The sequence below is a fragment of the Streptomyces sp. NPDC096324 genome (genome assembly GCF_044763015.1).
Classification (GTDB): Bacteria; Actinomycetota; Actinomycetes; order Streptomycetales; family Streptomycetaceae; genus Streptomyces.
In genome coordinates this window covers 95,110-119,007 of record NZ_JBIWFK010000001.1, presented here as the reverse complement: position 1 = coordinate 119,007, position 23,898 = coordinate 95,110, and the positions used below count along the sequence as shown (strand labels likewise).

17 protein-coding genes are annotated in these 23,898 nt (G+C 72.8%); 10 read left to right on the top strand and 7 right to left on the bottom strand.

All coding sequences use genetic code 11. From position 1 onward, the window contains the following. Nucleotides 1–92 precede the first annotated feature (92 nt). Nucleotides 93–2,246, bottom strand: coding sequence for a protein phosphatase 2C domain-containing protein (locus ACIQ7M_RS00495; RefSeq protein ID WP_403638340.1), 2,154 nt, complete (start codon nt 2,244–2,246; stop codon nt 93–95). Nucleotides 2,247–2,635: 389 nt separating this feature from the next. Here ACIQ7M_RS00495 and ACIQ7M_RS00490 point away from each other — a divergent pair, with 389 nt between their 5' ends. Together ACIQ7M_RS00490 and ACIQ7M_RS00485 are read left to right on the top strand one after the other, a co-directional pair. Further along, on the top strand, nt 2,636–3,616 hold the full coding sequence (locus ACIQ7M_RS00490) for a helix-turn-helix domain-containing protein (RefSeq protein WP_355760068.1): 981 nt from the start codon (nt 2,636–2,638) through the stop codon (nt 3,614–3,616). A 36-nt stretch (nt 3,617–3,652) separates the two neighbouring features. Beyond that, nucleotides 3,653–4,135, top strand: coding sequence for a DUF456 domain-containing protein (locus tag ACIQ7M_RS00485; protein ID WP_403638337.1), 483 nt, complete (start codon nt 3,653–3,655; stop codon nt 4,133–4,135). Here the strand turns inward: ACIQ7M_RS00485 and ACIQ7M_RS00480 are convergent. Next, a complete protein-coding gene (locus tag ACIQ7M_RS00480; RefSeq protein ID WP_403638335.1) occupies nt 4,122–5,441 on the bottom strand; it encodes an SGNH/GDSL hydrolase family protein in 1,320 nt (439 codons plus the stop codon). The two genes, ACIQ7M_RS00485 and ACIQ7M_RS00480, sit on opposite strands and share 14 nt — an antisense overlap. A 261-nt stretch (nt 5,442–5,702) precedes the next feature. On the opposite strand from ACIQ7M_RS00480, the gene ACIQ7M_RS00475 reads away from it, so the two are divergent. Further along, nucleotides 5,703–6,071, top strand: a complete 369-nt coding sequence (locus ACIQ7M_RS00475; protein WP_355760073.1) for a PPOX class F420-dependent oxidoreductase — start codon at nt 5,703–5,705, stop codon at nt 6,069–6,071. Here the strand turns inward: ACIQ7M_RS00475 and ACIQ7M_RS00470 are convergent. The 4 genes from ACIQ7M_RS00470 to ACIQ7M_RS00455 all read right to left on the bottom strand — a co-directional run bounded on the left by ACIQ7M_RS00470 (nt 6,010) and on the right by ACIQ7M_RS00455 (nt 12,530). Further along, entirely contained in the window at nt 6,010–7,533 is a 1,524-nt protein-coding gene (locus tag ACIQ7M_RS00470; RefSeq protein ID WP_403638333.1) for a DNA-3-methyladenine glycosylase 2 family protein, read from the bottom strand. The genes ACIQ7M_RS00475 and ACIQ7M_RS00470 overlap by 62 nt on opposite strands. A 271-nt stretch (nt 7,534–7,804) precedes the next feature. After that, nucleotides 7,805–8,920: a ribosome small subunit-dependent GTPase A gene (gene rsgA / locus ACIQ7M_RS00465; protein ID WP_403638331.1), complete on the bottom strand. Its 1,116-nt coding sequence runs from the start codon at nt 8,918–8,920 to the stop codon at nt 7,805–7,807. A 301-nt stretch (nt 8,921–9,221) separates the two neighbouring features. Continuing rightward, on the bottom strand, nt 9,222–10,733 hold the full coding sequence (locus tag ACIQ7M_RS00460) for a cellulose binding domain-containing protein (RefSeq protein WP_403638329.1): 1,512 nt from the start codon (nt 10,731–10,733) through the stop codon (nt 9,222–9,224). A 474-nt stretch (nt 10,734–11,207) separates the two neighbouring features. After that, nucleotides 11,208–12,530 carry a radical SAM protein gene (locus ACIQ7M_RS00455; RefSeq protein ID WP_403638327.1) on the bottom strand — a complete coding sequence of 441 codons (1,323 nt, stop codon included), beginning with the start codon at nt 12,528–12,530 and terminating at the stop codon, nt 11,208–11,210. Between the two features lie 163 nt (nt 12,531–12,693). Between ACIQ7M_RS00455 and ACIQ7M_RS00450 the strand changes: the two genes are divergently transcribed. Beyond that, nucleotides 12,694–13,542 (top strand): alpha/beta fold hydrolase, encoded by an 849-nt coding sequence (locus ACIQ7M_RS00450; protein WP_403638325.1) that lies wholly within the window; start codon nt 12,694–12,696, stop codon nt 13,540–13,542. A gap of 107 nt (nt 13,543–13,649) precedes the next feature. Here ACIQ7M_RS00450 and ACIQ7M_RS00445 read toward each other — a convergent pair whose 3' ends face one another. Next, nucleotides 13,650–14,627: a hydroxyacid dehydrogenase gene (locus ACIQ7M_RS00445; RefSeq protein ID WP_403639198.1), complete on the bottom strand. Its 978-nt coding sequence runs from the start codon at nt 14,625–14,627 to the stop codon at nt 13,650–13,652. A gap of 229 nt (nt 14,628–14,856) precedes the next feature. Here ACIQ7M_RS00445 and ACIQ7M_RS00440 point away from each other — a divergent pair, with 229 nt between their 5' ends. The 6 genes from ACIQ7M_RS00440 (at nt 14,857) to ACIQ7M_RS00415 (ending at nt 23,878) form a co-directional block, all read left to right on the top strand. Further along, nucleotides 14,857–16,107, top strand: a complete 1,251-nt coding sequence (locus tag ACIQ7M_RS00440; protein WP_403638323.1) for an FAD-binding protein — start codon at nt 14,857–14,859, stop codon at nt 16,105–16,107. 140 nt (nt 16,108–16,247) lie between these two features. After that, nucleotides 16,248–17,495, top strand: coding sequence for an ROK family transcriptional regulator (locus ACIQ7M_RS00435; protein ID WP_403638321.1), 1,248 nt, complete (start codon nt 16,248–16,250; stop codon nt 17,493–17,495). Between the two features lie 298 nt (nt 17,496–17,793). Next, entirely contained in the window at nt 17,794–19,056 is a 1,263-nt protein-coding gene (locus tag ACIQ7M_RS00430) for an ABC transporter substrate-binding protein (protein ID WP_403638319.1), read from the top strand. 20 nt (nt 19,057–19,076) lie between these two features. Beyond that, a complete protein-coding gene (locus tag ACIQ7M_RS00425) occupies nt 19,077–20,042 on the top strand; it encodes a carbohydrate ABC transporter permease (protein WP_403638317.1) in 966 nt (321 codons plus the stop codon). Beyond that, complete coding sequence (locus ACIQ7M_RS00420) at nt 20,039–20,932, top strand: carbohydrate ABC transporter permease (protein WP_403638315.1); 894 nt, start codon at nt 20,039–20,041, stop codon at nt 20,930–20,932. The genes ACIQ7M_RS00425 and ACIQ7M_RS00420 overlap by 4 nt, the downstream gene beginning before the upstream one ends. Nucleotides 20,933–20,944: 12 nt before the next feature. After that, entirely contained in the window at nt 20,945–23,878 is a 2,934-nt protein-coding gene (locus ACIQ7M_RS00415; protein ID WP_403638313.1) for a glycoside hydrolase family 2 TIM barrel-domain containing protein, read from the top strand. Nucleotides 23,879–23,898: the final 20 nt, after the last annotated feature.

The window sequence follows — 23,898 nt, the reverse complement described above, 5'->3', positions numbered from 1 at the left end:
CACCTCTTCGTGATCCTCGAACCCTCGGGCGTCCCGGGTCCCCCTCGTGCCCCGGCTCGTCCCTCGGATCCATGAATTCACACGCGGCGCGGTTACGCCTCCCACACGGCGGCGGCCGTCCGGTCGTCGGCGTACCCCTTGACCCGCGCCGACGCGTCCGCGAGGAACGCGGCGAGACCGGGCGGATCACCCGCCGACCACCGTGTCGTCAGGTACTCGGCCAGCTCGGGCTCGCCGCGCAGCGGCTCCGCGAGGCCGCCCGTGCACAGCAGGAGGGTGTCACCCGGGCGGGCTACGGAGGCCCGGAACCGGAAGGGGGCCTGCGGGGGCCGGGGGGCCGGCTCGTACGGGCTCGGGGGCGTCGTGATGCCCAGGTCCATGGTGAGCCGGTCGCCCTCGGGAGTCTCGTGGGGCGGTGACCCGAAGCCGACGACGGCCTCCCCTGCCGTGTCGGCGACCCGCGGTTCGATGTCCTGCCACGCGCCGTCCCGCAGCCGGAACAGACCGCCCGCCCCGACACCGAAGAACACCCGGGTACGGCACTCGGGGTCGGCCGGCAGCAGCAGACAGCGCAGGCCGGCCGTGTACTCCTCCGGTTCGACGCCCTGCTCCGCCGCGCTCGCCCGCAGCTTGCCGAGGCTGCGGTCGGTGAGCCGGTGCAGTCCCGACTTCAGCTCGCCGCGCCGGGCGGCCCTGATGTCGGCGGCGAGCCGTTCGTGACTGCGCCCGACGGCCTGCCCGATCCACCGGCACGCCTCCGCGGCGGCCCGGTGCGCACCCGAGGTGGCGCGCGCGCCCGTCGCCATCGCGACCAGGACGAGCGCCTGCTCACCCGTCCCGAACCGGGCGGTGAGCAGCGCGTCGCGGCGCGGCTCGCCCCGGTAGCGCGCGGAATCGCCGCGCACGGACACGGCCCGCAGGGTGCTCGTCCCGTACCGTGCGCCGTCCAGCACGGTGTCGGCGACCAGGTCACCGAGTTCGTCGGGCTCGACGGCCGGCAGGGCGGTCGGTTCGGGGTCGTAGGTGGGCGGGCCGGAGCCGACGTGCCCGGCGGGGGGCGGCGGCTCGACGACGGACAGGACCGTCGCCCGGGGCTCGTCCGCCGGCAGGTCCTCGGGGGCCGGCTCGGGCGGCGGCGTCCGAAAGCCCCCGGTGGTGCTGGGCAGCCCGTCCGCCGCGGGTGCGAGGGCCGTCGCGTCGGGCCGTACGGAGGGAGCCGACTCGGGTTTCGGCGGCACGTCCGACGGTGTCCTCGACGGGGGCACCGGGTCGGCGGCAGGCGACGAGGGCGGGTCGCTCCGGGCGTCCCGGGAGACGTGCGGGGCGGGTTCCTGAGGGGCGAAGCCCGGTGGTTTCGGACCGGAGGGCAGGGCCGAGGGGGCGGCGGGTGTCGGACCTGCGGGTGCCGGACCTGCGGGCGGGAGCTCCCAGGACGGGGGTTCCCAGGGGGTCGGCTCCCAGGGGGTGGGCTCCCAGGCAGCCGTCTCCGAGGGGGGCGTCTCGCGGCCGGGCGGGCCGATGTCCGCGCCGGGCCCGCGCACGGGGCCCCGCTCCCAGCGACCCGGCCGGGACACGGGCTCGTCGGAGGGCGTCTCCTCGGGCGGGTCGCCGCCGGGCCGGGCGGCGGAGGCCGAGGTGCCGGGTGCCGGGCGCGGCGAGGTCGGCTCGGCCGTGCCCTGGAGCCGCGCCGATCCGGCGGGAGGCTGTTTCGGCAGCGGTGGCGGCCGCTTTCCGGCCTCGGGCGGGGAGGGCTCCGCGACGGTGGGGGGCCGCTCGGGGCGCGGCGGGCCGTCGAGCCCGCGTGCGCCGGGCCGCGGGACGGACCCGCGTCCCGGGAAGGACCCCGCGTCGGCGGCGGACCTCGGATCGGCGGCGGACCGCGCGTCCGGCGAGGTGGGCGTGCGGGGCGGCACGGGCGGCACGTCCTGCGTGGGCGGGCGGGGCTGTCCGGACGGCACGCCCTCGGTGGGCGTCCGTCCGGACCCGGACGGCGGACGCGACGCCGGTGCACGCTCCGGCGCGGACCGACCGTCGGACAGCGGCTTTCGGCGTGGCCCGGGACCGGCCTCCGGCCCTGCTTCCGGGCCCGTGTCGGGTCCGTCCCCGAGCGTCCCGGACGCCGACGCGAACCGGTCGTCGAGGGAATCGGCCACGGCTGCGGGCCCCGTGTCCTCGGCGGAGTCGTCGTACAACTGCCGCCACCAGTCGTCCTCGTGACCGGTGGGCTTCTCCCCCTGCTGGCTCATGCCCCCGATTGTCCACCGAGACAGCCGGTTGAAAACGGGGCATCCGGAAAAACCGGCCAAGACGCGGACCGCCGAACCGCGAGCCGAGCGAACTGCCGAAGCATCGAACTCCGAACTGTCGAACAGGGGTCCGTACCGGCACGTGCGAACGCCTGACCGCCGGGCGGCTCCACCCCCCACGGGAGAACCGCCCGGCGGTGCCTGGGCGACCGGGGCCGCACACACGCCGCGGACCGGCACCTGCGCCGGTGGGCACCTCGGTGACGTGAGCTTGTCAGAGGGGCGGGGGGTACGGCGATGATGTGCCGAGGCGGGTTTGCGCCGTGGCCGATTTCCGCCACGGCGCCGCCGGCCGGCCGGTACGCAACCAACAGGAGGGGCATCGCCGCATGCTGGGAGCGATAGGTCTGGACGAGACCCACGAAACGGCGTACCGCGCGCTGGTGTCCGTGGGCGCCGCCGAGGTGCCCGATCTCGCGCGCCGGCTCACGCTCGGCGAGCACGAGACGGAGCGCGCGCTGCGCCGGCTGGAGCTGCGCGGCCTGGCCGCGCAGTCCTCGGCGCGGCCCGGGCGCTGGGTCGCGGCGCCGCCGGGAGTCGCCCTCGGCGCGCTGCTCACCCAGCAGCGCCACGAACTGGAGAAGGCGGAGCTGGCGGCCGCGCTGCTGGCCGAGGAGTACCGGGGCGCGGCGGGCGAACCGGCCGTGCACGACCTGGTCGAGGTGGTGATCGGCGCCGCGGCGGTCTCCCAGCGCTTCCTCCAGCTCCAGCTCGGCGCCGTCGAGGAGGTGTGCGCGCTGGTCACCGGCACCCCGATGGTGGTCTCCGGCACGGACAACGACGCCGAGGAACAGGCCGCGGGCCGCGGTGTCCGCTACCGCGTGGTCGTCGAGCGCTCCGTTCTCGACCAGCCGAGCGGGATCACCGAGCTGTCCGCCGCGCTCGGCCGCGACGAGCAGGTGCGGGTCGTGGACCGGGTGCCGACCAAGCTGGTGATCGCCGACCGGGCGCTCGCCATGGTGCCGCTCACCTCGCACACCGCGGAGCCGGCCGCGCTGGTCGTGCACGCGAGCGGACTCCTGGAACTGCTGGCGGGGCTGTTCCAGTCCGTGTGGCGGGACGCGCTGCCACTGCGGCTGGGCAGCCGGGGCGTGCAGGAGCAGGAAGCGGACGGCCCCGACACCACCGACCTGGAGATCCTGTCGCTGCTCCTCGCGGGACTGACCGACGCGAGCGTCGCCAAACAGCTCGACCTGGGCCTCAGGACCGTGCAGCGCCGGGTCAAACGCCTGATGGAGCTGACCGGTGTGACGACCCGGCTCCAGCTCGGCTGGCACGCGTACGAACGCGACTGGGTCGCCCGGGGCTGACCTGCGCCCTCCCGTCCGCTCGGGCAGTCTGGGCAGATGGGAGCGTGGGAACTCCTGCTGGTCGGGGTGGTGATCCTGCTCGGCCTGGTCGGAGTACTGGTGCCCGGTCTGCCGGGGTCGTGGCTCGTCTGGGCCGCCGTGCTGTGGTGGGCTCTGAGCTACCCGCAGGCCCTGTCCTGGGCCGTCCTGGTCGCCTCGACGGCTGTCCTGCTGCTCTCCCGGGCCATCCGCTGGATGCTGCCACCACGACGGCTGCGCGAGAGCGGGGCCACCACCCGAATGGCGGTGTACGCGGGCGGCGGGTCCTTCCTCGGCTTCTTCCTGGTCCCGGTGATCGGCGCCTTGGCCGGTTTCGTCGGCGGGATCTATCTCAGCGAGCGGCTGCGGCTGGGCGGGCACGGCCCGGCGAAGGCCTCGGTGCGGACCGCGATGCGTGCGGGCGGCTGGAGCGTGCTGACGGAACTCTTCGCCTGCCTGCTGATCCTCGGGGCGTGGCTGGGCGCGGTCATCTGGGGCTGAGGCGCTTCGCCGTCAGGGTGCGGAGGTCGATCGTGTCGGCCAGGGCGCGCATGCCGGCGTCGTTGAAGTGCAGGTGGTCCCCGGGGTCGTACGCCGGGAGGATGCGGTTCGGGCGGGCCGGGTCGCGGACGGCGGCGTCGAGGTCCGCGACCGCGTCGAAGATCCGGTGGGTCCGAATGGCGGTGTTGACGGCCTGCCGCACGGCTTCCCGGGCGGGGGTGTACGCGCCGTGACCGCCGTACGGGGTGATCGTGCCGCCGATGACCCCGATGCCTCGGGCGTGGGCGCGGCGCACGACGAGCCGGTAGGCGTCCTCCAGGGCACGTGGGTCCCTTTGCTCGGGGGTTCCCTTGATGTCGTTGATGCCCTCCAGCACGATCACCGAACGGACACCCGCGCGGGAGAGGACGTCGGTGTCCAGGCGGGTCAGCGCGCTCGGGCCCCGGCCGTCGAGCAGAAGGCGGTTCCCGGAGATCCCCGCGTTGAGGACACCGGGCCTGCGGTGCGCGGGGAGCCCGCGCAGCCGGGCGGCGAGCCGGTCGGGCCAGCGGTGGTTGGCGTCGGACGAGGAGCCGGTGCCGTCGGTGATCGAGTCACCGAGCGCCACGACGCTGCCCGCGGCCGAAGCGCCGAGCACGTCGACGCCGGTCACGTAGTACCAGCTGCCGACCCTGGTGGTGTAGGCCGCGCCGCTCTCCTGGGCGGTCCGATCGCCCCCGGGCGCGACGAAGTTGGCCTGGAGCGCGGAGCGGTGGTAGGTCGCCGGGCCGGAATCGGCCGGAGTGTGCACCGAGACGAGCAGGTTGGCGTCGGCGGGGACGCGCAGCGGGACGGGGTCGCTCACCAGGTCCCGGCCGACCGGGACGGTGACCGCTCCCGCTCCGGCTCCGGCTCCGGCTCCGGCTCCGGCTCCGGCTCCGGCTCCGGCTCCGGCTCCGGCTCCGGAGAAGGTGACCGCGCGCACGGAGCCCGCGACAGCCCGGGGGCTTCCCGGCGCGCCGGGAAGCTGCAACGCCAACGTGACGGAACCGAGTCGGAGCGGCCGTGTGCCGAGCCGGTTGGACAGCCGGACCCGCGCGGCCCGGCCGCCGACGCTGGTGTGGACGACGTTGCGGATCGAGGCGCCGGGCAGCGCGGGCGCGGTACCGGAGGCCGCAGCCTCCCAGGTCCCCGTCCAGGTCCGGGCCGGTTTCGGGGCGGTGCGGCCGGGCGCGGACCGCGCTTCGGCGATCACACCGGTGGAGGCGAGGACCAGGGCGGTCGCCAGAGGGACGAGAAGACGCCGGAACATGATCGCGCGGGACATGCGGCGATCGATTCCCCGCCCGCGCGCCCCCGCATCACATCATCACACCGTCGGACGCGCCCGAACGGGACCGAGCAGGGCCGAACAGGGCTGGAGGCTCCCGAACCGGACCGTCCGGGGACTGGACGCGCCTGAACGGGACGGGCCGAAACGGGCCGGACGCTCCCGGACGGGACGGGACCGGACGCGACGCTTCTCCTCCTCCGGTCCTAGGACCGCAACCCGATGCGCCGGGGGCCGGGGGCGTGTTTGGCTGCTGTCATGACCGAATTCAGTGAGGCCGAGCGTGCGTATCTGAGGTCGCAGCGACTGGGACGGCTGGCCACCGTCGACCCGCTCGGGCAGCCCCAGGCCAACCCCGTCGGCTTCTTCCCCCAGGAGGACGGGACCATCCTGATCGGCGGCTACTCGATGGGCACCACGAAGAAGTGGCGCAACCTCCTGAAGAACCCGAAGGTGGCGCTCGTCGTCGACGACATCGTCAGTGTCCAGCCATGGAAGGTCCGGGGCGTCGACATCCGCGGAGAGGCGGAACTCCTCACCGGGGCGCACGACTTGGGCCCGCACTTCAGTGAGGAGCTGATCCGGATCCATCCCCGGCGGATCCACAGTTGGGGCCTGGAGGACTGAACTCCCCCGCCGCCGCCCTCAGATGGCGGACGGCGTACGAGCGCCAGGGCCGCCAGGTGTCCGGGGCGTCCGTGCCGGGCGGTGCCACGTCCGGGTCGCCGAGGGCCCGGGTGCGGATGACGGCGGCGGTGCCCTCGTCCATGCCGGGCAGCGCGAGCAGCGCCGCCCACGCCTCTTCGCGGTCCGCGCCGGGGTCGAGCCGCAGGGTGCCGTCGGCGAGGGCCGCGGTCAGCGCGCCGAGCGGTCCACCGGGTTCCGCCTCCGCGAGGACGGCGGCCTCGGGGAAGACATGGGTGAGCGTCTCGCACTCGGCGTCCAGCGTCTTGCCGTACCGCAGCACCAGCCGCTCGGCCTCCGCCGCCCCGACCAGCGCCCGTACCGCCAGTTCGTCCGGATCGGCGGTGCCCGGCGACCGCAGGCCCGGCCGCGCCGCGACCAGCGGACCCAGTCGCGGGTCCGCTCCCAGCCTCTCGTCGACGGCGTACGGATCGGCGTCGAGGTCGAAGAGCCGCCGCAGGCGCTGCACGGCGGTGGTGAGGTCCCGGAGATCGGTGAGGTGCAGCCGGGCGTCTAGCCAGCCTCCGGGGTGGGCGGCGTCGGCGGGGCCCGGCGCTCCGGCGGACCGGCCCGTCGTGCCGGTCCGGGGGCGGCGGCCCACCGGGGCGCCCGGCCGTTCCTCCACGGCCACGATGCCCGTGCCGTACGGCAGTCGCAGCGTCCGGCGGTACGTGCGGCGGCCACGGCTTCCGCCGACGGCCTCGACACCCGGGACGGCCTCGGCGGCCAGCAGGTCGAAGACGGGGGTGGACTGGTACGGGCCCCGGTGGGCGAGCCGGAGCGGGACTCCCGCGGCGGGGGTGGCCGCGCCGCGGGCGGCGGGGGTACTGCGCGGCGCCGCGTCGCGCAACTGGCTCGGCGTGGACGCGTAGACCGTGCGGATCGTGTCGTTGAACTGGCGCACGCTTGCGAACCCCGCCGCGAACGCGATCTGCGTGACGGGGAGTTCGGTGGTCTGGAGGAGGATCCGCGCGGTGTGCGCCCGCTGGGCCCTGGCCAGCGCGACCGGACCCGCGCCGACCTCGGCCGTGAGCTGTCGCTGGACCTGGCGGGTGCTGTACCCGAGCCGTGCGGCGAGGCCGCCGACGCCCTCGCGGTCGACCACTCCGTCGCCGATCAGGCGCATGGCGCGGCCGACGACATCGGCCCGTACGTTCCAGGCCGCGGAACCCGGCACCGCGTCCGGACGGCATCGGCGGCAGGCCCGGAAACCCGAGCCCTGCGCGGCGGCGGCCGTCGCGTAGAACCGCACGTTGCGCCGCTTCGGCGTCACGGCGGGGCAGCTCGGCCGGCAGTAGATCCCGGTGGTCCGCACGGCGAAGAAGAACTCCCCGTCGAACCGGGCGTCCCGGCTCCGCACGGCCTCGTACCTGGTGTCCTCGTACCTGGTGTCCTCGTCGTTCACCCCTCCAGTGTGCTCCCGCCCGAACGCCAGGGCTGGCGGAAATCGGACACGGCACCCGGGGCCGGGCAAGAGCCCGACGGACCGGAGCGGAGGACCCCCGAACCGAGCCGGAGGACGGCGGACCGGCCCGGAGAACCCGTGGGCCGGGGGGGGACAGCGGTCCGGGGTGGAGGACAGCGGTCTGGGGCCGAGGACCAGCGGGTCCGGGGCCGAGGACCAGCGGGCCCGGGGTGGAGGGCCGGGTGCTTCCGGTCCTCCACCCCGTGGCCGGCTACCAGCGGCCCCGCTTGGCCTCCATGGCGGCGCGGCCCTCCGCCCCCTTGCGCTTCCAGTCACGGCGGATCTCGGCGCGCACCCGGGCGTCCGTCTTGGCGACGATCCGCTGGTTCTCGCGGAGCAGCTTGCGGTAGCTCTCCAGCCGCCGGTCCGGCAGGTCGCCGGAGTCGACGGCCGCGAGCACCGCGCACCCGGGCTCGGCGACATGGGCGCAGTCCTGGAAGCGGCAGTCGGCGGCGAACTCCTCGATCTCGGAGAACACCTGCCCGACCCCGCTCCCGGCGTCCCACAGCCCCACTCCGCGCAGCCCCGGAGTGTCGATGAGGACACCGCCGCCGGGCAGCACGAGCAGATTGCGGGTCGTCGTGGTGTGCCGTCCCTTGCCGTCCATGTCACGGGTCGCCCGTACGTCCATGACGTCCTGGCCGACCAGCGCGTTGGCCAGGGTGGACTTGCCCGCACCGGACTGGCCGAGCAGCACGGCCGTACCGCCCGCGAGCACGGCCTCCAGGACGTCGAGACCGGCCCCCGTCGAGGAGCTGACGGCGAGGACGGTGACCCCGGGCGCGGAGGTCTCCACGTCCTCGACGAGGTGCGCGAGGGTCGCCGCCTCCGGAACCAGGTCGGCCTTGGTGAGGACGACCACGGGCTGCGCGCCGGACTCCCAGGCCAGCGCGAGGAAGCGCTCGACGCGGCCCAGGTCGAGTTCGACGGCGAGGGAGACGGCCACGACGGCGTGGTCGACGTTGGCCGCGAGGATCTGCCCCTCGGACCGCTTGGAGGAGGTGGAGCGCACGAAGGCCGTACGGCGGGGCAGATACGCCCGTACGTAGCGCGGGTTGCCGTCCGGTTCGACGGCGACCCAGTCACCGGTGCACACGACGCGCAGCGGATCGTGCGGTGTCACGAAGGCGGTGTCGGCGCGGATGACGCCGTCCGCGGTGGCGACGTCGCACTGGCCGCGGTCGACGCGGATCACCCGGCCGGCGACGAGCCCTTCGGAGTCGTAGGGAGCGAACTCGTCCGCCCAGGCGTCGTCCCAGCCGTACGGAACGAGCGGGGAGAGCCCCAGGGAGGCGGACGGGGTCGGGAAGGCGGAGCTGGAAGTCAAGGGAGACCCTTCACAAGGGCGGCCCCGGCGACGCGCACTGCGGCGCGAAGGAAGGAGGAAGGTCAGCCGGCGGCCACGGAGGTGGACTTGATGCACTTCTGAATGCGGGCAGCGCCCATCGCAACGACAGCCATCGGTCACACCTCCTGGTACTCGGTCGAGGCCCACGCCTCGATGCCGACGCGTGAACTGTATCCGGGGCCCCCGCGGACCCGTCAATCGATTTAAATGCCCCGATCGAACGTCCCGACGGGCCACCGTGCCGACGGGTCACGGTCCCGACAGTCACCGTCCCGACGGGTCACCGTGCCGTCGTACAGCGCCCGCCGTTGAGCGTGAACGCGTCCGGAGCCGAGTTCCCGCCGCTCCAGCTTCCGTTGAAGCCGACCGTGAAGGAACCGCCCGCGGCCACCGACTTGTTGTAGTCCTTGGCGGAAGCGGTCACCCGGGAGCCGGTCTGGGCGGCGGTGCCGTCCCACATCTGCGTGACCCGCTGGCCGTCGTCGAAGGTCCAGCCGATCTGCCAGGTGCCGAGGGCCTCTTGGGACGTGACGGTGACGGTGGCCTGGAAGCCGTCCGTCCACTGGTCGACGAGGGCGTACGTCACCGCGCAGGTCGCGGGGCTCCTCGTGGCGGGCGCGGGCTGTGCGGAGTCCTTGGATCCCGGGGCCTCGGCGGTGGCGTGCGCCGGGGACGACGAGGACGTGCCCTGGGGCTCGGGGTCGGACTTCGAGCCCGCGTCGGCGGTGGCGTCCACGGGCTCGGGCGAGACGAGTGAACCCTCGGCGCGGGTGGTCGCCGCCGGGGAGGACCCGCCCGGGTCGGCCACCGGACGGCGGTCGGCCGCGTCACCGTGCGCGGAGGCGGCGCCGCCGTTCCCGGAGTCGAAGGGCATCAGGGAGACGGTGAGGGCGAGGCCGGAGACGATGACGGCGGCGACCAGCAGTCCGGTGCGGCCGATCCGGGGCGCGGCCTCCTTCATCTCGGCCAGACCGGTGTCCGCGGCCGCGTCCGTGCGGCCGCCGGCCAGCCCCGCCTCGGCGGCGCGGCGCCTGCGTTCCAGATAGGCGAGGCCGCCCCAGCCGATCACCCCGCCCGCGAGCGCTGCGGGCAGTCCGCCGCCGTGCAGCCGCAGACAGGCCGCGGCCTCCGCGCACTCCACGCACCGGGCGAGGTGCTGCGAGAGGTCCTCGGGCGTCTCGGCGCCCGGCGAGCGGGTGACCGCGTCGAGAAGCCGGGCGTAGCTGCGGCAGTCGGCGTCCATCGGGGTGTCGAGGTGGTTGCGGTGGCAGCGGTCCCTGAACAGCGCCCGCACCTGGCCGAGTTCCTCGGCTGCGGCCACCGGGTCGAGAGCGAGCCGCCGGGCCACCGCGGGCAGCGGGAGCGCCTCCACCTCCACCAGCCACAACAGGGCCGCGTCGGGTTCCTGAAGGTCCCTCAGACCCCGCAGGGCGACCGGGCGGTGCAGCGGCGGCCCCGTGTAGCGGGCGGCCTTCTCGGAGTTGAGCCAGAGCCTGAGGTCCGGGTCCAGCCGGTGTCCCTGGCCGTGCGCCTCCCAGGCGGCGGCGGTGGTCCGAACCGAGTTCAGCAGCAGGGGAATCCGGGGCAGCCCGGGGTTTCTGCGGCCCGTGGTCTTCGTACGGGCCGCGGCCGAGCGGGCCTCGTGGATACCGTGGGTGAACGCCTCGGTGGCGAGCTGGGTGGCCGCGGCGGAGCCGGACGTGCACAGATCGGCGTACGACAGGACGGCGTCCCAGCATTCCGAGAACAGCGCGGCCTCGGCGGCGTCCTGGGGGGTCGGCAGGTCTGGCATGGGGGACTCCTGCATCCACGGCTTCCGCGTGCAACGTCACACAAACGCCCAACTCACCTGTTTTCAGCGGTAGTTGGGGGCGGCTCGACAACGGGCCAGAGCCTTTCACGGTTCCGACACAACTGACAAGCGACGCCGTCACATCATGCGGTCGCGCGATCACAGGACGGTCGGTCGAACGCCGGCGCCCCCTCGGTCCGGTCTCCGGCCGCCCGAGCCGGGACTCGGATCGCCCGAGCCGGGACTCGGATCGCCCTAGTCTCGTACGGAGGTCACCCGAGTGTCGTACGGAACGCCTGCCCGGCGGGACCGAACGCTTCAACTTTCACAGAACCCCCCACTGACCCCCGCTCCCCCACCCGGCACTCCACGCCCGTCGTACGACGCCCCCACGCCCGACGGCCACGGCCCACGCGCGACGGCCCGGACGTCGGGACGACGTCCGGGCCGTGCGGGTGCGCCTCAAGGGCACGGTCACACCTGGGAGACCGGCTCCTGCGCGGGAAGGCTGTCCATGAAGGAGCTGACGGAGAAGACCGCGCGGCCCGGACCGGGCTCCCCGTAGCCGGGCGGCGACTTGAGCCCGAAGTCGTCCATGGTGGCGCGGTAGGCCTCGAGCAGACGGATGTGGTACTCCAGCGGCGCGCCCTGTGGGTTGGCCTTGCCCAGCGGGGTGGTCGGCTCGGGGCACCAGGTGGTGAAGCGGGGCGTGATGCCGTGCGACATGAAGAAGCGCAGCCCCTCGGTCGTCGAGGCGATGGCCTCGTCGACGCTGGTGAAGCCGAAGGGCTCCGCCATCTCCACGCCCGCGACGAAGTTCGGGATCACATTGCGGGCGCCGAAGATCTCGGCGGAGTCCAGGATGCGCTTGTGCCACTCGTCGCGGCCGACGTAACGCTCCTTGCCGGGGCAGTACAGCTCGAACAGCCGGCGGTCCCACACCTCGTAGTTCGGGTGGTAGATCTGCACGCCGTAGTCCTTGAAGCGCTGGACGTCGTCGCGCGGCAGGGCCTGGGCCACCACCTTGCCGATCCAGCGCCCGGGGAACCTCTCCTCGATGGCCTTGGCGTAGTGGCCGTAGAAGTCGGCCTCGTCGCGTCCGGCCACGGTCTTGGTGATCGCGCCGCCGGTGAGCGTGTACGCCGTCGACGCCTTCGCGGTGTCGTACCGGTCGATGATCTCCAGGGCCTCCAGGACCTCCTCGACGTCCTTCACCCCGGTGTAGGGGCGGCCCGCCGCCTTGTGCTGGCGCCAGTTGTGGTTGATGTCGCAGTACTGGCACTCCTCCTTGGCGCCGAAGTACTGGCAGACCCGGAAGACGGTGAGGTAGATCAGGTAGCCCCACTGGATCGTCGGGGCCACCTCCATCACGGACTTCCCGTTGGAGAGGGTGTGCCGGTAGTACTCGGGCATCGGCGGCACACCGACGTCCGAGATCCGCTTCCCGTCGAGGTAGAGCCCGAGGACGCCCTCGGCGTCGGCGGCGACACGGTAGGGCGAGGTCGGGTTCACGCGCACGGAGACGACCGTGCGCCGCAGGTCGTACGGGCCTCCGGTGAGGATGATCTCCTCGGGCGGGCGCCGGAGCGCGGCCTCGCCCAGCTCGGGCAGGGTTCCGTGGTCGAAGGAGAAGATGAAGTACGACTTCGGTTTCACCTCGCCGCCCTCGTTGTCGCTGAGGGCCGACGCGTCGAAGGCCACGCCCCCGCGGAGCAGGTCCTCCTTGATGACGGCTTCCCGCGGCACGTGCGGGAACCGCTCCATCAGATCCTCGACCAGCGCGGTGCGGCTGCCCATCCCGTTCTCCTCGCTCCCGACCTGCTTCGTCCGACGTGTTCGACTCCTCACGGTATGCCCCCGCCCGGACATCGGCCGTACCGGGTCCCCCCGCGCCGCGGGAGGCCCACGCCGCGCCGGATCTCGCTTGCTCCGTCCGGGCGCCGCTGCGAGAGTCGTCGCCATGCCTGCCTTCACCTCGTACGACGGGACCGAGCTGGCCTTCGACACCTACGGGGACGGACCGCCGGTGGTGTGTCTGCCCGGCGGGCCGATGCAGGACCGCGCGTACCTCGGTGACCTGGGCGGACTGTCCGCGCACCGGCGACTGATCATGACGGACCCGCGCGGCACGGGCGCGTCCGCGATCCCGGCGGACCCCGCCTCGTACCGCTGCGACCGGCTCGTCGACGACGTCGAGGCCCTGCGCGAGCACCTCGGTCTCGACCGGATGGACCTGCTCGCGCACTCCGCCGGGACGAATCTGGCCGTCCTGTACGCGCAGCGGCATCCGGAGCGTGTCGGGCGGCTCGCGCTGATCACCCCGAGCGTCTTCGCCCTCGGGATCGAGATCACTCCGGAGGTCAGACGGGCGACGGCGCTGCTCCGTGAGGACGAGCCGTGGTTCCCGGAGGCGTTCGCGGCCCTTGAGGCGATCGTCGCCGGAGAGGGCGACGCCGCCGCGTTCCGGGCCATCGCCCCTTTCTGGTACGGCCGTTGGGACGAGGACGCGCGGGCGCACCGGGACGCGGAGGACGCGCACAAGAACCACGAGGCCGCGGCCCGCTTCTCCGACGGCGCTTTCGCGCCGGACGCCACCCGGGCGGCCCTCGCCCGTCTGGCCTCCCCGGTGCTCGTGCTCGCCGGAGAGGCCGACCTGAACTCCCCGGCGCCCGCGATGGCCGAGGTCGCCGCCCTGTTCCCGCGCGCCGAGCTGGTCGTACAGCCCGGGGCCGGACACTTCCCGTGGCTCGACGATCCGGAGCGGTTCACGGCGACGGCGGAGGCGTTCCTGGCCGGGCCCGCCCGCTGACGGCCGGGTCCGGCGGCGCACACCCCGCCGGGTGAGGGGGCAGCCCGCTCCGGCGAGGGTGCCGGCGAGCCGTTCAGTGACGCCGGTGGCCGCGTACGAGGCGGCCCTCAGGCGCTCCGCTCCAGTTCCGCCACGTCGATCCCGAACTCCGGTGGCCGCCCGGACAGCAGACGTTCCGCCTCCGCCAGCACGGTCAGACCGAGGCGGGCGACCTCGTTGCCCTGCGAGCCGGCCAGGTGAGGGGTGACGAAGGCGTTCGGAAGGTCGTGCAGCGGGGAGTCGGCGGGCAGCGGCTCGGGGTCCGTGACGTCGAGGATCGCGCCGACCCGCCCGGCGCGCAGCGCCTCGATCAGGGCGTCGTGGTCGACCAGGGAGCCGCGCGCGGTGTTGATGAGCACCGATCCGGCGGGCATCAGGGCGAGTTCGCGGCGGCCGATCAGATGCCGGGTCTCCGGGGTCTGCGGGGCGTGGACGGTGACGATGTCGCTGTCGGCGAGCAGTTCGTCGAGCGGCAGCAGGGGGACACCGAGGGCGGCCGCCCCGGCCTCGTCGACGTAGGGGTCGGCGAGGCTCACCGACAGGTCGAAGGGGCGGAGCAGTTCGATGAGGCGTCTGCCGATGCGGGAGGCGCCCACGACGCCGACGCGGCGGCCGAAGTTGCCGACGCCGGGGAGGATCTCGCCGTAGGGGAAGGCCCGTTCGGTGCGCAGGCGTTCCCGGTGGGCGAAGACGTCCTTGCCCGCGAGCAGGATCATGGCGAGCGTGTACTCGGCGACGGGCAGGGCGTTCGCGGCGGCGGCCGAGGAGACGACGATGCCGCGCTCCCACACCTCGGGGGTCGCGAAGCCCTTCACGGAACCGGCGGCGTGGAGCACGGCCCGCAGCTTCGGAGCGGCGTCGAGGGCGGCCGCGTCGAGGAGGGGGCACCCCCAGCCGGTGATCAGGATCTCGGTGTCCGCGAGCCGGGCCCGTACCCGCGGATCGGCGAAGTCGCCCGCCACGAGCGAGGGATCGACGTCCACCCGCTCGCGCAGCCGGGCGAGGATGTCCGGGGGGAAGATCCGCGGCACGTTCTCGGGGGTCATGGCGAACATCGCCACGGGACGCCGGGAGGGCGGCTCCACTGGACGTTCGGGCAAGGAGGTGGCCTTCCGGTTCGGCGGCTCCGAGGACAGTAAGCGCTCTCTACCGTAGATCGCGCCACGCGGGCGGGTCAACGGACCGGTGTGCCACCGCGACGGAGCGACGGGGTAGGTTCCCCCGGGTGGTCATTGCATGGGCCACGCACAGCCACTCGCGGGAGGGACGACAGGGATGACTCGGACCCTGACCAACTGGGCCGGCAACATCACGTACGCGGCCGGGGAGCTGCACCGGCCCTCCTCGCTCGACGCGCTGCGCGCCCTCGTCGCGGACAGCTCCCGGGTCCGGGTACTGGGCAGCGGGCACTCGTTCAACGCGATCGCCGAGCCGGGTGCCGACGGCGTCCTGCTGTCGCTGGACGCGCTGCCGCCCGCGGTCGACGTCGACACGAGGGCCCGTACGGTACGGGTCTCGGGCGGGGTCCGGTACGCCGAACTCGCCCGCCGGGTCCACGAGCACGGACTCGCGCTGCACAACATGGCCTCCCTTCCGCACATCTCGGTGGCGGGTTCGGTCGCCACCGGCACCCACGGGTCCGGGGTCACGAACGGCTCGCTCGCCGCCGCCGTGCGCGAGGTCGAGCTGATCACGGCGGACGGCTCCGCCCTGGTGATCGGCCGGGACGAGGAACGGTTCGCCGGCGCCGTGACCTCGCTGGGCGCGCTCGGTGTGGTCACCGCGCTCACCCTCGACCTGGAACCGGACTTCGAGGTGAGCCAGCACGTGTTCACCGAACTCCCGCTGGAGGGCCTGGACTTCGAGACGGTCGCGGCTTCCGCATACAGCGTGAGCCTGTTCACCGACTGGGGGCGTCCCGGCTTCCGGCAGGTCTGGCTCAAACGGCGCACGGACCGGCCCGCGCCGGACTTCCCGTGGGCGGCCCCCGCGACCGAGGCCCTGCATCCGGTACCGGGCATGCCCGCCCGCAACTGCACCGAGCAGCTCGGGGTACCGGGCCCCTGGCACGAGCGACTGCCCCATTTCCGGGCCGAGTTCACGCCGAGCAGCGGGGCCGAGTTGCAGTCGGAGTATCTGCTGGCGCGCTCGGACGCCCTGGCGGCACTGCACGCGCTGGACGCGATCCGCGGGACGATCGCGCCGGTGCTGCAGATCTGCGAGGTGCGGACCGTGGCCGCCGACGAGCAGTGGCTGAGTCCCGCGTACGGCCGGGACTCCGTGGCCCTGCACTTCACCTGGGTCGAGGACACCGCGGCCGTCCTGCCGGTGGTCCGGCTGGTCGAGCGGGCGCTGGAGCGGTTCGGGCCGCGGCCGCACTGGGGAAAGGTGTTCGCCGTGCCGTCGGCGGTGCTGCGCGAACGGTCCCCGCGGCTGGACGGGTTCAGGGCGCTGGCCGGGGAGCTCGACCCGGCGGGGACCTTCACCAACGTCTTCGTGCGGGACTTTCTCGGCCCCCGCCCCTGACCTTGCTCCATCCCGGCCAGGACCCTTCCTCCACCCCATTTCCTAACCCCTTGTCGAATGTCCCCGGCGGGCCATAGCCTGGCGCGGCGCGCAGGGGCCGACGCGCCCGGCAACCGGTGCGCGGGAGCGAGGGGAGCCCCATGAAGCGCGGTACATCACGCGACATCCGCACCGCGAACCGGTACGAGGTGCTGCGCCAGATCATCGCCGAATCCCCCACCTCGCGGCAGGAGCTGGCGGCGGCGACCGGGCTCAGCCTGGCCACGGTCGCGACGCTCGTCGGTGAACTGCTCGACCTCGGGATGCTGACCGAGGTCGGCTTCGAGGACTCCGCGGGCGGCCGGCCGCGCGGGCTGGTGGCGGTGAACGCGGCCGGGGGCGCCCTCATCGGGGTCGACATCGCGGAGACGTACGTCCGTGTCGAGCTGTTCGACCTGGCCCTGAACGTGCTCGCCCGCGCCGACGAGGACATGCGCCCCGGGGAGAGCCGCCCGGAGCAGGTGGTCGGCCATGTCGCGGCCGCCGTCGACTCGGTGGTCGCCCGGGCCGGGATGGAGGGCGCGCGGGTCCTGGGCGTGGGGGTCAGCGTCCCCGGGCAGGTCGACCGCGACACCGGGGTCGCGGAGTACGCGCCCAACTGGGACTGGCACGACGTGCCGTTGCTCGATCTGCTCGCCGAGCACATCGCCCACCCCCTGTATCTCGACAACCCGCTGCGCGCCTGCGCGGTCGCCGAGTTGTGGTTCGGCGCGGCCCGTGGACGCGGTGACGCGGTCGTGGTCAATCTGGGCACGGGCGTGGGCGCCGGTCTCGCGCTCGGCGGCGGACTGCACCGCGGTGTCAGCAACAGCGCCGGCGAGTGGGGTCACACCACGCTGGTACTGGACGGCCGGCCGTGCCACTGCGGGAACCACGGCTGTGTGGAGACGTATGTCGGGGCGCCCGGGATCATGCTGAACCTGCGGGAGCTGAGCCCCGGGAGCACGCTGCTGCACCCGGAGGACCAGACCGCCACCATCGACGCCCTCGCGGCGGGTGTCGCCGCGCAGGACCCGGTGGCCCTCCAGGTGGTGCGCGACACCGCCCGTTATCTCGGTGCCGGGATCTCCGACCTGGTCAACCTGCTCAACCCCGAAGTGGTCGTGCTGAGCAGTTGGGTCGCGGCCACGCTCGGGGAACCGCTGCTGCGGGAGGTGCGCGAGGCCGTCGCCCGGCACGCGCTGCGGCGTCCGCTCGCGGCCACGGAGATCGTGCTGTCCCCCATTCCGACGGACCCGGTCTGTCTGGGCGCCGCCACGTTCGCCCTCGAAGGGGCCCTCCAGCCGGTCGGCCGGCGGCAGGCCGGGCGGACCGCTCCCGCCCGGAGTCGTACCGCGCCTCCGGCCTGAGTCGAACAGCGCCTCCGGCCTGAGTGCCGGAATCGGTTCCAACGGCACGGCGCTCACCAAGTACCGCCATATGCATGCGGGTTGACTGATCGTCGGGGCCGCCACCCGATGGGACGGGAGCCGTGGCGTCCGGTATCCCGAACCCCCGGCAACGCTTCGCGCCGACTTCGTCCAACCCCTTGCCGAAGCCTTAGCGGAAGGTTAACGTCCCGCACCGCACACCGCATTCGAGCCACGACCGCACCCGACCGGTACAGCGCAGCGCACTCAAACCGCCCGCGAGGACAAGGACGTCACCATGTCGGCATTGAGCAGCAACTGGGACCGTCGATCCGTACTGCGGGCCGCCGCGGGCCTCGCCGCCCTCGGGCCGTTGGCCGCCTGCGGCAGCAACAACGGGCGCTCCGGGGGCGGGAGTTCGGGCAAGGAGCTGGTCCAGTACTTCCACGCCTACGGGGAGGCGGGCACCGAGCAGGCCATCAAGCGGTACGCGAAGGCCTACGACCAGGCGCAGGTGACCACGCAGTGGATCACCGGCAGCGACTTCGAGAGCAAGCTGTTCGCGTCGCTGCTCACGAAGAACGCGCCGGACGTCTTCGAGTTCCATCCGCAGATCCAGCTCGTCAAGAGCGGCCAGGTGGCGGACCTGAGCGACATCGTGAGTCCGGTGAAGGACGACTTCAACCCGGCCGACATCGCCTCGCACACCGTCGACGGGAAGACCTACGGCGTCCGCATGATCGACGACCCGCAGTTCTTCTTCTACCGGCCCTCCCTGCTGGCGAAGGCGGGGCTCGACGTGCCGACCACGCTCGACGAACTCGTCGAGGCCGCGGCGAAGTTGACGACGGGCAAGGTGAAGGGTCTGTTCATCGGCAACGACCTGCACGCCGTCATCAACCCGATGATCTGGTCCGCGGGTGCCGACACCCTCGACGACAGGAACCAGATCGCCTACCACACCGAGGGGGTCAAGGAGGGGCTGAAGAAGATGCGGGGCCTGTTCACCAGCGGCCATCTGCTCCTCGACGCCCCGGCCGACTACTGGGACCCGTCGGCGATCAACCAGGGCCTGTGCGCGATCCAGTTCTGCGGGATGTGGGCCATGCCGCAGATGCAGAAGGTGCTCGGCGACGACATCGGGGTCTTCCCCTTCCCGAAGGTCACCGACTCGGGCAAGCCGTCCGTCTACAACGGCGGCTGGTCGATGTTCGTCAACGCCAAGGGGAGGAACGTCGACCTGGCCAAGGAGTACGTGAAGTGGCTCTGGATCGACCAGAAGAAGTACCAGGAGGACTGGTCGCTGTCGTACGGCTTCCACATCCCGCCGCGTTCCTCGCTCGCCGCGTCCGCCACCAAGCTGAAGTCGGGTCTGCCGGCGAAGGGCGTCGAACTCTTCGGCCAGTACGGGCACTTCGACAACATCGGCTGGACCCAATCCATGATCACCGCACTTGAGGACGTGTTCGCCAACTGCGTCCGCAAGAACGGCGACCCGGAGGCCGCGCTCGACGAGGCGGACGTGACCGTGAACCGCGAGCTCAAGAAGCTCTTCGGATAGACCGGCGGACGGACCCCGACATGTCGACCACCACGTCGCACGGCGTCTCGCGCTCCGCCCCGGCCGGGGCCACGGCGGCCCGGCCGCGGCGGTTCCGGCGAGGCGGAAGCACCCTCGCCTTCTGGCTGTTCACCGGCCCCTTCCTCATCGGCCTGACCGTCTTCGTGTACGTGCCGATCGGCTGGAGCCTGTGGCTGAGCTTCTTCGAGGCGCGCTTCACCGTCACCCCCGACACGTTCGTCGGCCTCGACAACTACCGGCAGATGCTGGAGAACGGCAACTTCACCGGCTCGCTGGTGACGTTCACCGTCTTCGCCGCCTTCATCGTGCCGCTGACCTGGGCACTCTCCCTGGGCCTCGCGCTGCTGGTGAACCGGCTGCGGTTCATGCGGGCGTTCTTCCGGTCGGTGTTCTTCCTGCCGACCGCGTGCAGCTATGTCGCCGCCTCGCTGATCTGGAAGATGTCCATCTTCAGCGGGGTCCGCTTCGGTCTGATGAACACCCTCCTCGGCTGGTTCGGGATCGAGAACACCGCCTGGCTGGCCGACCCCGATCCGCCCTGGTACTGGCTGGTCATCGTGACCGCGCGGCTCTGGCTCCAGGCGGGCTTCTACATGATCCTCTTCCTGGCCGCCCTGCAGAACATCCCTCCGGAGCTCTACGAGGCCGCCGCGATCGACGGCGCCGGTCCCGGCTGGCAGTCCTTCCGCCACATCACCCTGCCGCAACTGCGGGCCACCTCGACGGCCGTGATCCTGCTGCTCCTCGTGGCCGCCTACCAGGCCTTCGACGAATTCTTCAACCTGCTCTCGAAGACCACGTGGGGCCGCCCGCCGCTCGTCGAGCTGTACTACACGGCGCTGGGCCAGGCCCAGGACTACGGCGCGGGCAGCGCGGGCGCCGTCATCCTCACGCTGCTCATCTGCATGGTGACCCTGCTCCAGGGCAGGTTCATGGGATTCGGGCGCGGGGAGGAGGCCGGATGACCACCGTCACCCAGAGCCGCAAGGCCCACGCGGCGGCGCGGAGAAGGCCCCGGCGGAACAGTCCGGGCGGTGTACTCGGCAGCACCGGCCTGTACATCGCCACCGGGGTCGCCGGTCTGCTGTTCCTCGTCCCCTTCTATCTGCTCGTGCGCAACGCCCTGTCGACCGACGCCGCCATCACCGGCGAGAACTGGCAGTTCTTCCCCACCGACCTGAGGTGGGGCAACGTCCGTGAGCTGTTCGACGACCCCACCGTCCCGTTCGCCCGCTCCCTGTGGAACTCCGCCGTCGTCGGGGTGCTGCACACCCTCGGCACCCTGCTGGTGTGCTCGCTCGCCGGCTACGGCCTCGCGCGGATCCCGTACCGCCACGCCGACAAGGTCTTCTACGCGGTGCTGGTCACCCTGATGGTCCCCTCCGCCGTGACCTTCGTGCCGAGCTTCGTGCTCGTGTCGTCGCTCGGCTGGGTGGACAGTCTTCGCGGCCTCATCATCCCGGGGCTTTTCAGCGGTTTCACGTGCTTCCTCTTCCGGCAGTACTTCTTGGGGTTCCCGAAGGAACTGGAGGAGGCGGCGCGCATGGACGGGCTCGGTCACTGGGGCGCGTACTGGCGCATCGTGGTGCCCAACTCCCTCAACTTCTTCGCCGCGATCGCGACCATCACGTTCATCAGCGGCTGGAACGCGTTCCTGTGGCCACTGGTCATCGGCCAGGACCCCGACGCCTGGACCGTCCAGGTCGCGCTGTCCTCGTACATGACGAACCAGACCGTCAACTTCCATCTGATCTTCATGGCCACGGCCATTTCCATCCTGCCCCTGGTGTTCGTGTTCCTCTTCCTCCAGCGCTGGCTGGTCCAGGGAATCGCGCAGACCGGCATCAAGGGCTGAACGAGGAGACGCATGTCCTTCCGCACCTCTCCCGGACCACCGGCCTCTCCCCCGTCCACCACCGACTACGTCGAGGACGTCTCCCCCGGCAGCGGCGCCCTCCCGCCCCGCGCCTGGTACGCCTCCTCGGACGCCCGGTCCCTGTCCCTGAACGGCCGCTGGGACTTCCGGCTCTCGCCCACCGCCGACGCCGAGGACGACTCCTTCGCGGTGAAGGGGTACGAGCCCGACGGCTGGACCGGGGTGGAGGTCCCCGGTCACTGGGTGCTGCAAGGTCATGGATCGCCGATCTACACCAACCACCTCTACCCGTTCCCCGTCGACCCGCCGCGCGTGCCGACCGAGAACCCGACCGGAGACCATCTGCGCCGCTTCGACCTGCCGCCGGACTGGCCCGCGGACGGCGGTACGGTCCTGCGCTTCGACGGGGTCGAGTCCTGTGCCCGGGTCTGGCTGAACGGCACGGACCTCGGCACGTTCCAGGGCTCGCGGCTGCCGCACGAGTTCGCCGTCGGCCATCTGCTCGGACCCGGCGCCAACGTGCTCGCGGTCCGGGTCCACCAGTGGTCGGCGGGCTCCTACCTGGAGGACCAGGACCAGTGGTGGCTGCCGGGCATCTTCCGCGACGTCACCCTGCTGCACCGGCCGCCGGGCAGCGCGCTCGACTTCTTCGTGCACGCCTCCTACGACCACCACGAGGGCCTGGGGACCCTGCGCGTCGACTCCGACGTCGACGGGCGGGTCCTCGTCCCCGCTCTGGACATCGATGTCGGGACCGGGACCCCGGTCACCGTCCCGGTACTGCCCTGGACGGCCGAGACGCCCCGGCTGTACGACGGCGAACTGGTCACCGAGGGCGAGCGCGTCCCCCTGCGCATCGGCTTCCGCACGGTCGAACTCGCGGACGGCCGGATCGAGGTGAACGGCACGGCCCTCCTCTTCAAGGGCGTCAACCGGCACGAATGGCACTCGGAGAAGGGCCGCGCCCTCGACCCGGAGACCATGCTCGCGGACGTGCTGCTGATGAAGCGGCACAACATCAACGCCGTGCGCACCTCGCACTATCCGCCGCACCCCGCCTTCCTCGACCTGTGCGACACCTACGGCCTGTGGGTCGTCGACGAGTGCGACCTGGAGACCCACGGTTTCACCGAACAGGGCTGGCGCGACAACCCCGTCGACGACGCGCGCTGGACACCCGCGCTGCTCGACCGGGTGGCGCGCATGGTCGAACGCGACAAGAACCATCCGTCGGTCGTCCTGTGGTCCCTCGGCAACGAGGCCGGCACCGGGCGCGGTCTCACCGCTATGGCCGAGTGGATCCGCGGCCGGGACGGCTCCCGGCTCCTGCACTACGAGGGCGACCACGACTGCCGTGACACGGACGTCTATTCACGCATGTACGCCGACCACGCCGAGGTCGAACGGATCGGCCGGCATCAGGACGACGGCGGACTGAAACGGCGCCAACTGCCCTTCATCCTGTGCGAGTACGGGCACGCGATGGGCAACGGCCCCGGCGGCATCGCCGACTACCAGCGCCTGTTCACCACGTACGACCGGCTCCAGGGCGGCTTCATCTGGGAGTGGATCGACCACGGCGTCCGGGACGAGCGCCACGGGTTCGCGTACGGAGGGGACTTCGGCGAGGAGCTGCACGACGGGAACTTCGTGTGCGACGGGCTGCTCTTCCCGGACCGGACCCCGTCCCCGGGGCTCGTCGAGTTCAAGAAGGTCGTCGAGCCCGTCCGCATCGACGGCGGGGGATCCTTCCCGCCTTCCGCCGAGGGCCTGACGGCCGACGCGGGCCGGGACGGCACCGTGCGCGTCACCAACGGGTACGACTTCGCGGACCTTTCCCTTCTGGCCTTCACGTGGTCGTACCAGGTGGACGGCGAGACCGTCGGGTCGGGCCCGCTCGTGGTGCCCGCGCTGGCGGCGGGAGAGTCGGCCGACGTCAAACTGCCGGAACCGCCCGTGGATCCGCCGGGGGCCGCGGCACAGTGGACGGTCCGGGCGGCACTGGCCGAGGAGACGGCCTGGGGGCCGCGCGGCCATGTCGTCGCCTGGACCCAACTTCCCATGACGGCACCCGCGTTGCCCTCCTTCGTGCCGTCCGCGGCTCCGGTCTCCGGCGACGGGGTGATCACCCTCGGCCCGGGCACGTTCGACGCCCGTACCGGGGCCCTGCTGGCCCTCGGCGGGGTCGAGGTCACCGGCCCCCGTCTCGACGTGTGGCGCGCCCCGACCGACAACGACAACGGCGCGCACTGGCAGCCCGACGCCCGTCACGGCCCGCTCTGGCGCGCCCTGGGCCTGCACCGGATGCGGCACCGCCTGGACGCGGTGGAGGCGGGCGACGACTCCCTGACCGTACGCACCCGGGTGGCGCCCGCGGCCCGTGACGTGGGCCTGCGCACGGTGTACCGCTGGACCTCCGACGGCACCCGGCTGCGGCTGACCGTGTCCGTGGCACCGGAGGGCCGGTGGACACTGCCGTTGCCGCGCCTCGGCGTCCGGCTCGGCCTCCCGGGCTCCGCGGACCGGGTGACCTGGTTCGGGGGTGGCCCCGGAGAGGGCTATCCGGACACCAGGACCGCCTGTATGAACGGGCGTTGGGAGTCGACGGTCGATGCGATGCAGACACCGTACGTGCGCCCGCAGGAGAACGGCGCGCGGCCCGGCGTCCACTGGGCCGAGATCGGCGGAGTACGCGTCGAGGGCGACCCGGCGTTCTGGTTCACCGCGCGCCGCTGGACGACCGAGCAGCTCGACGCGGCGGACCACCTGACGGATCTCGCCCCCGGCGACACGGTCTGGGTCAACCTCGATCACGGTCAGCAGGGCATCGGTTCGCAGTCGTGCGGTCCCGGCGCTCTTCCGTCCTACCAACTGCGGGCCGCTCCGGCGGAGTTCTCGTTCGTGTTCTCCACGATCCGGGACTGAGGCCCGCGTGCCGAGCGCGG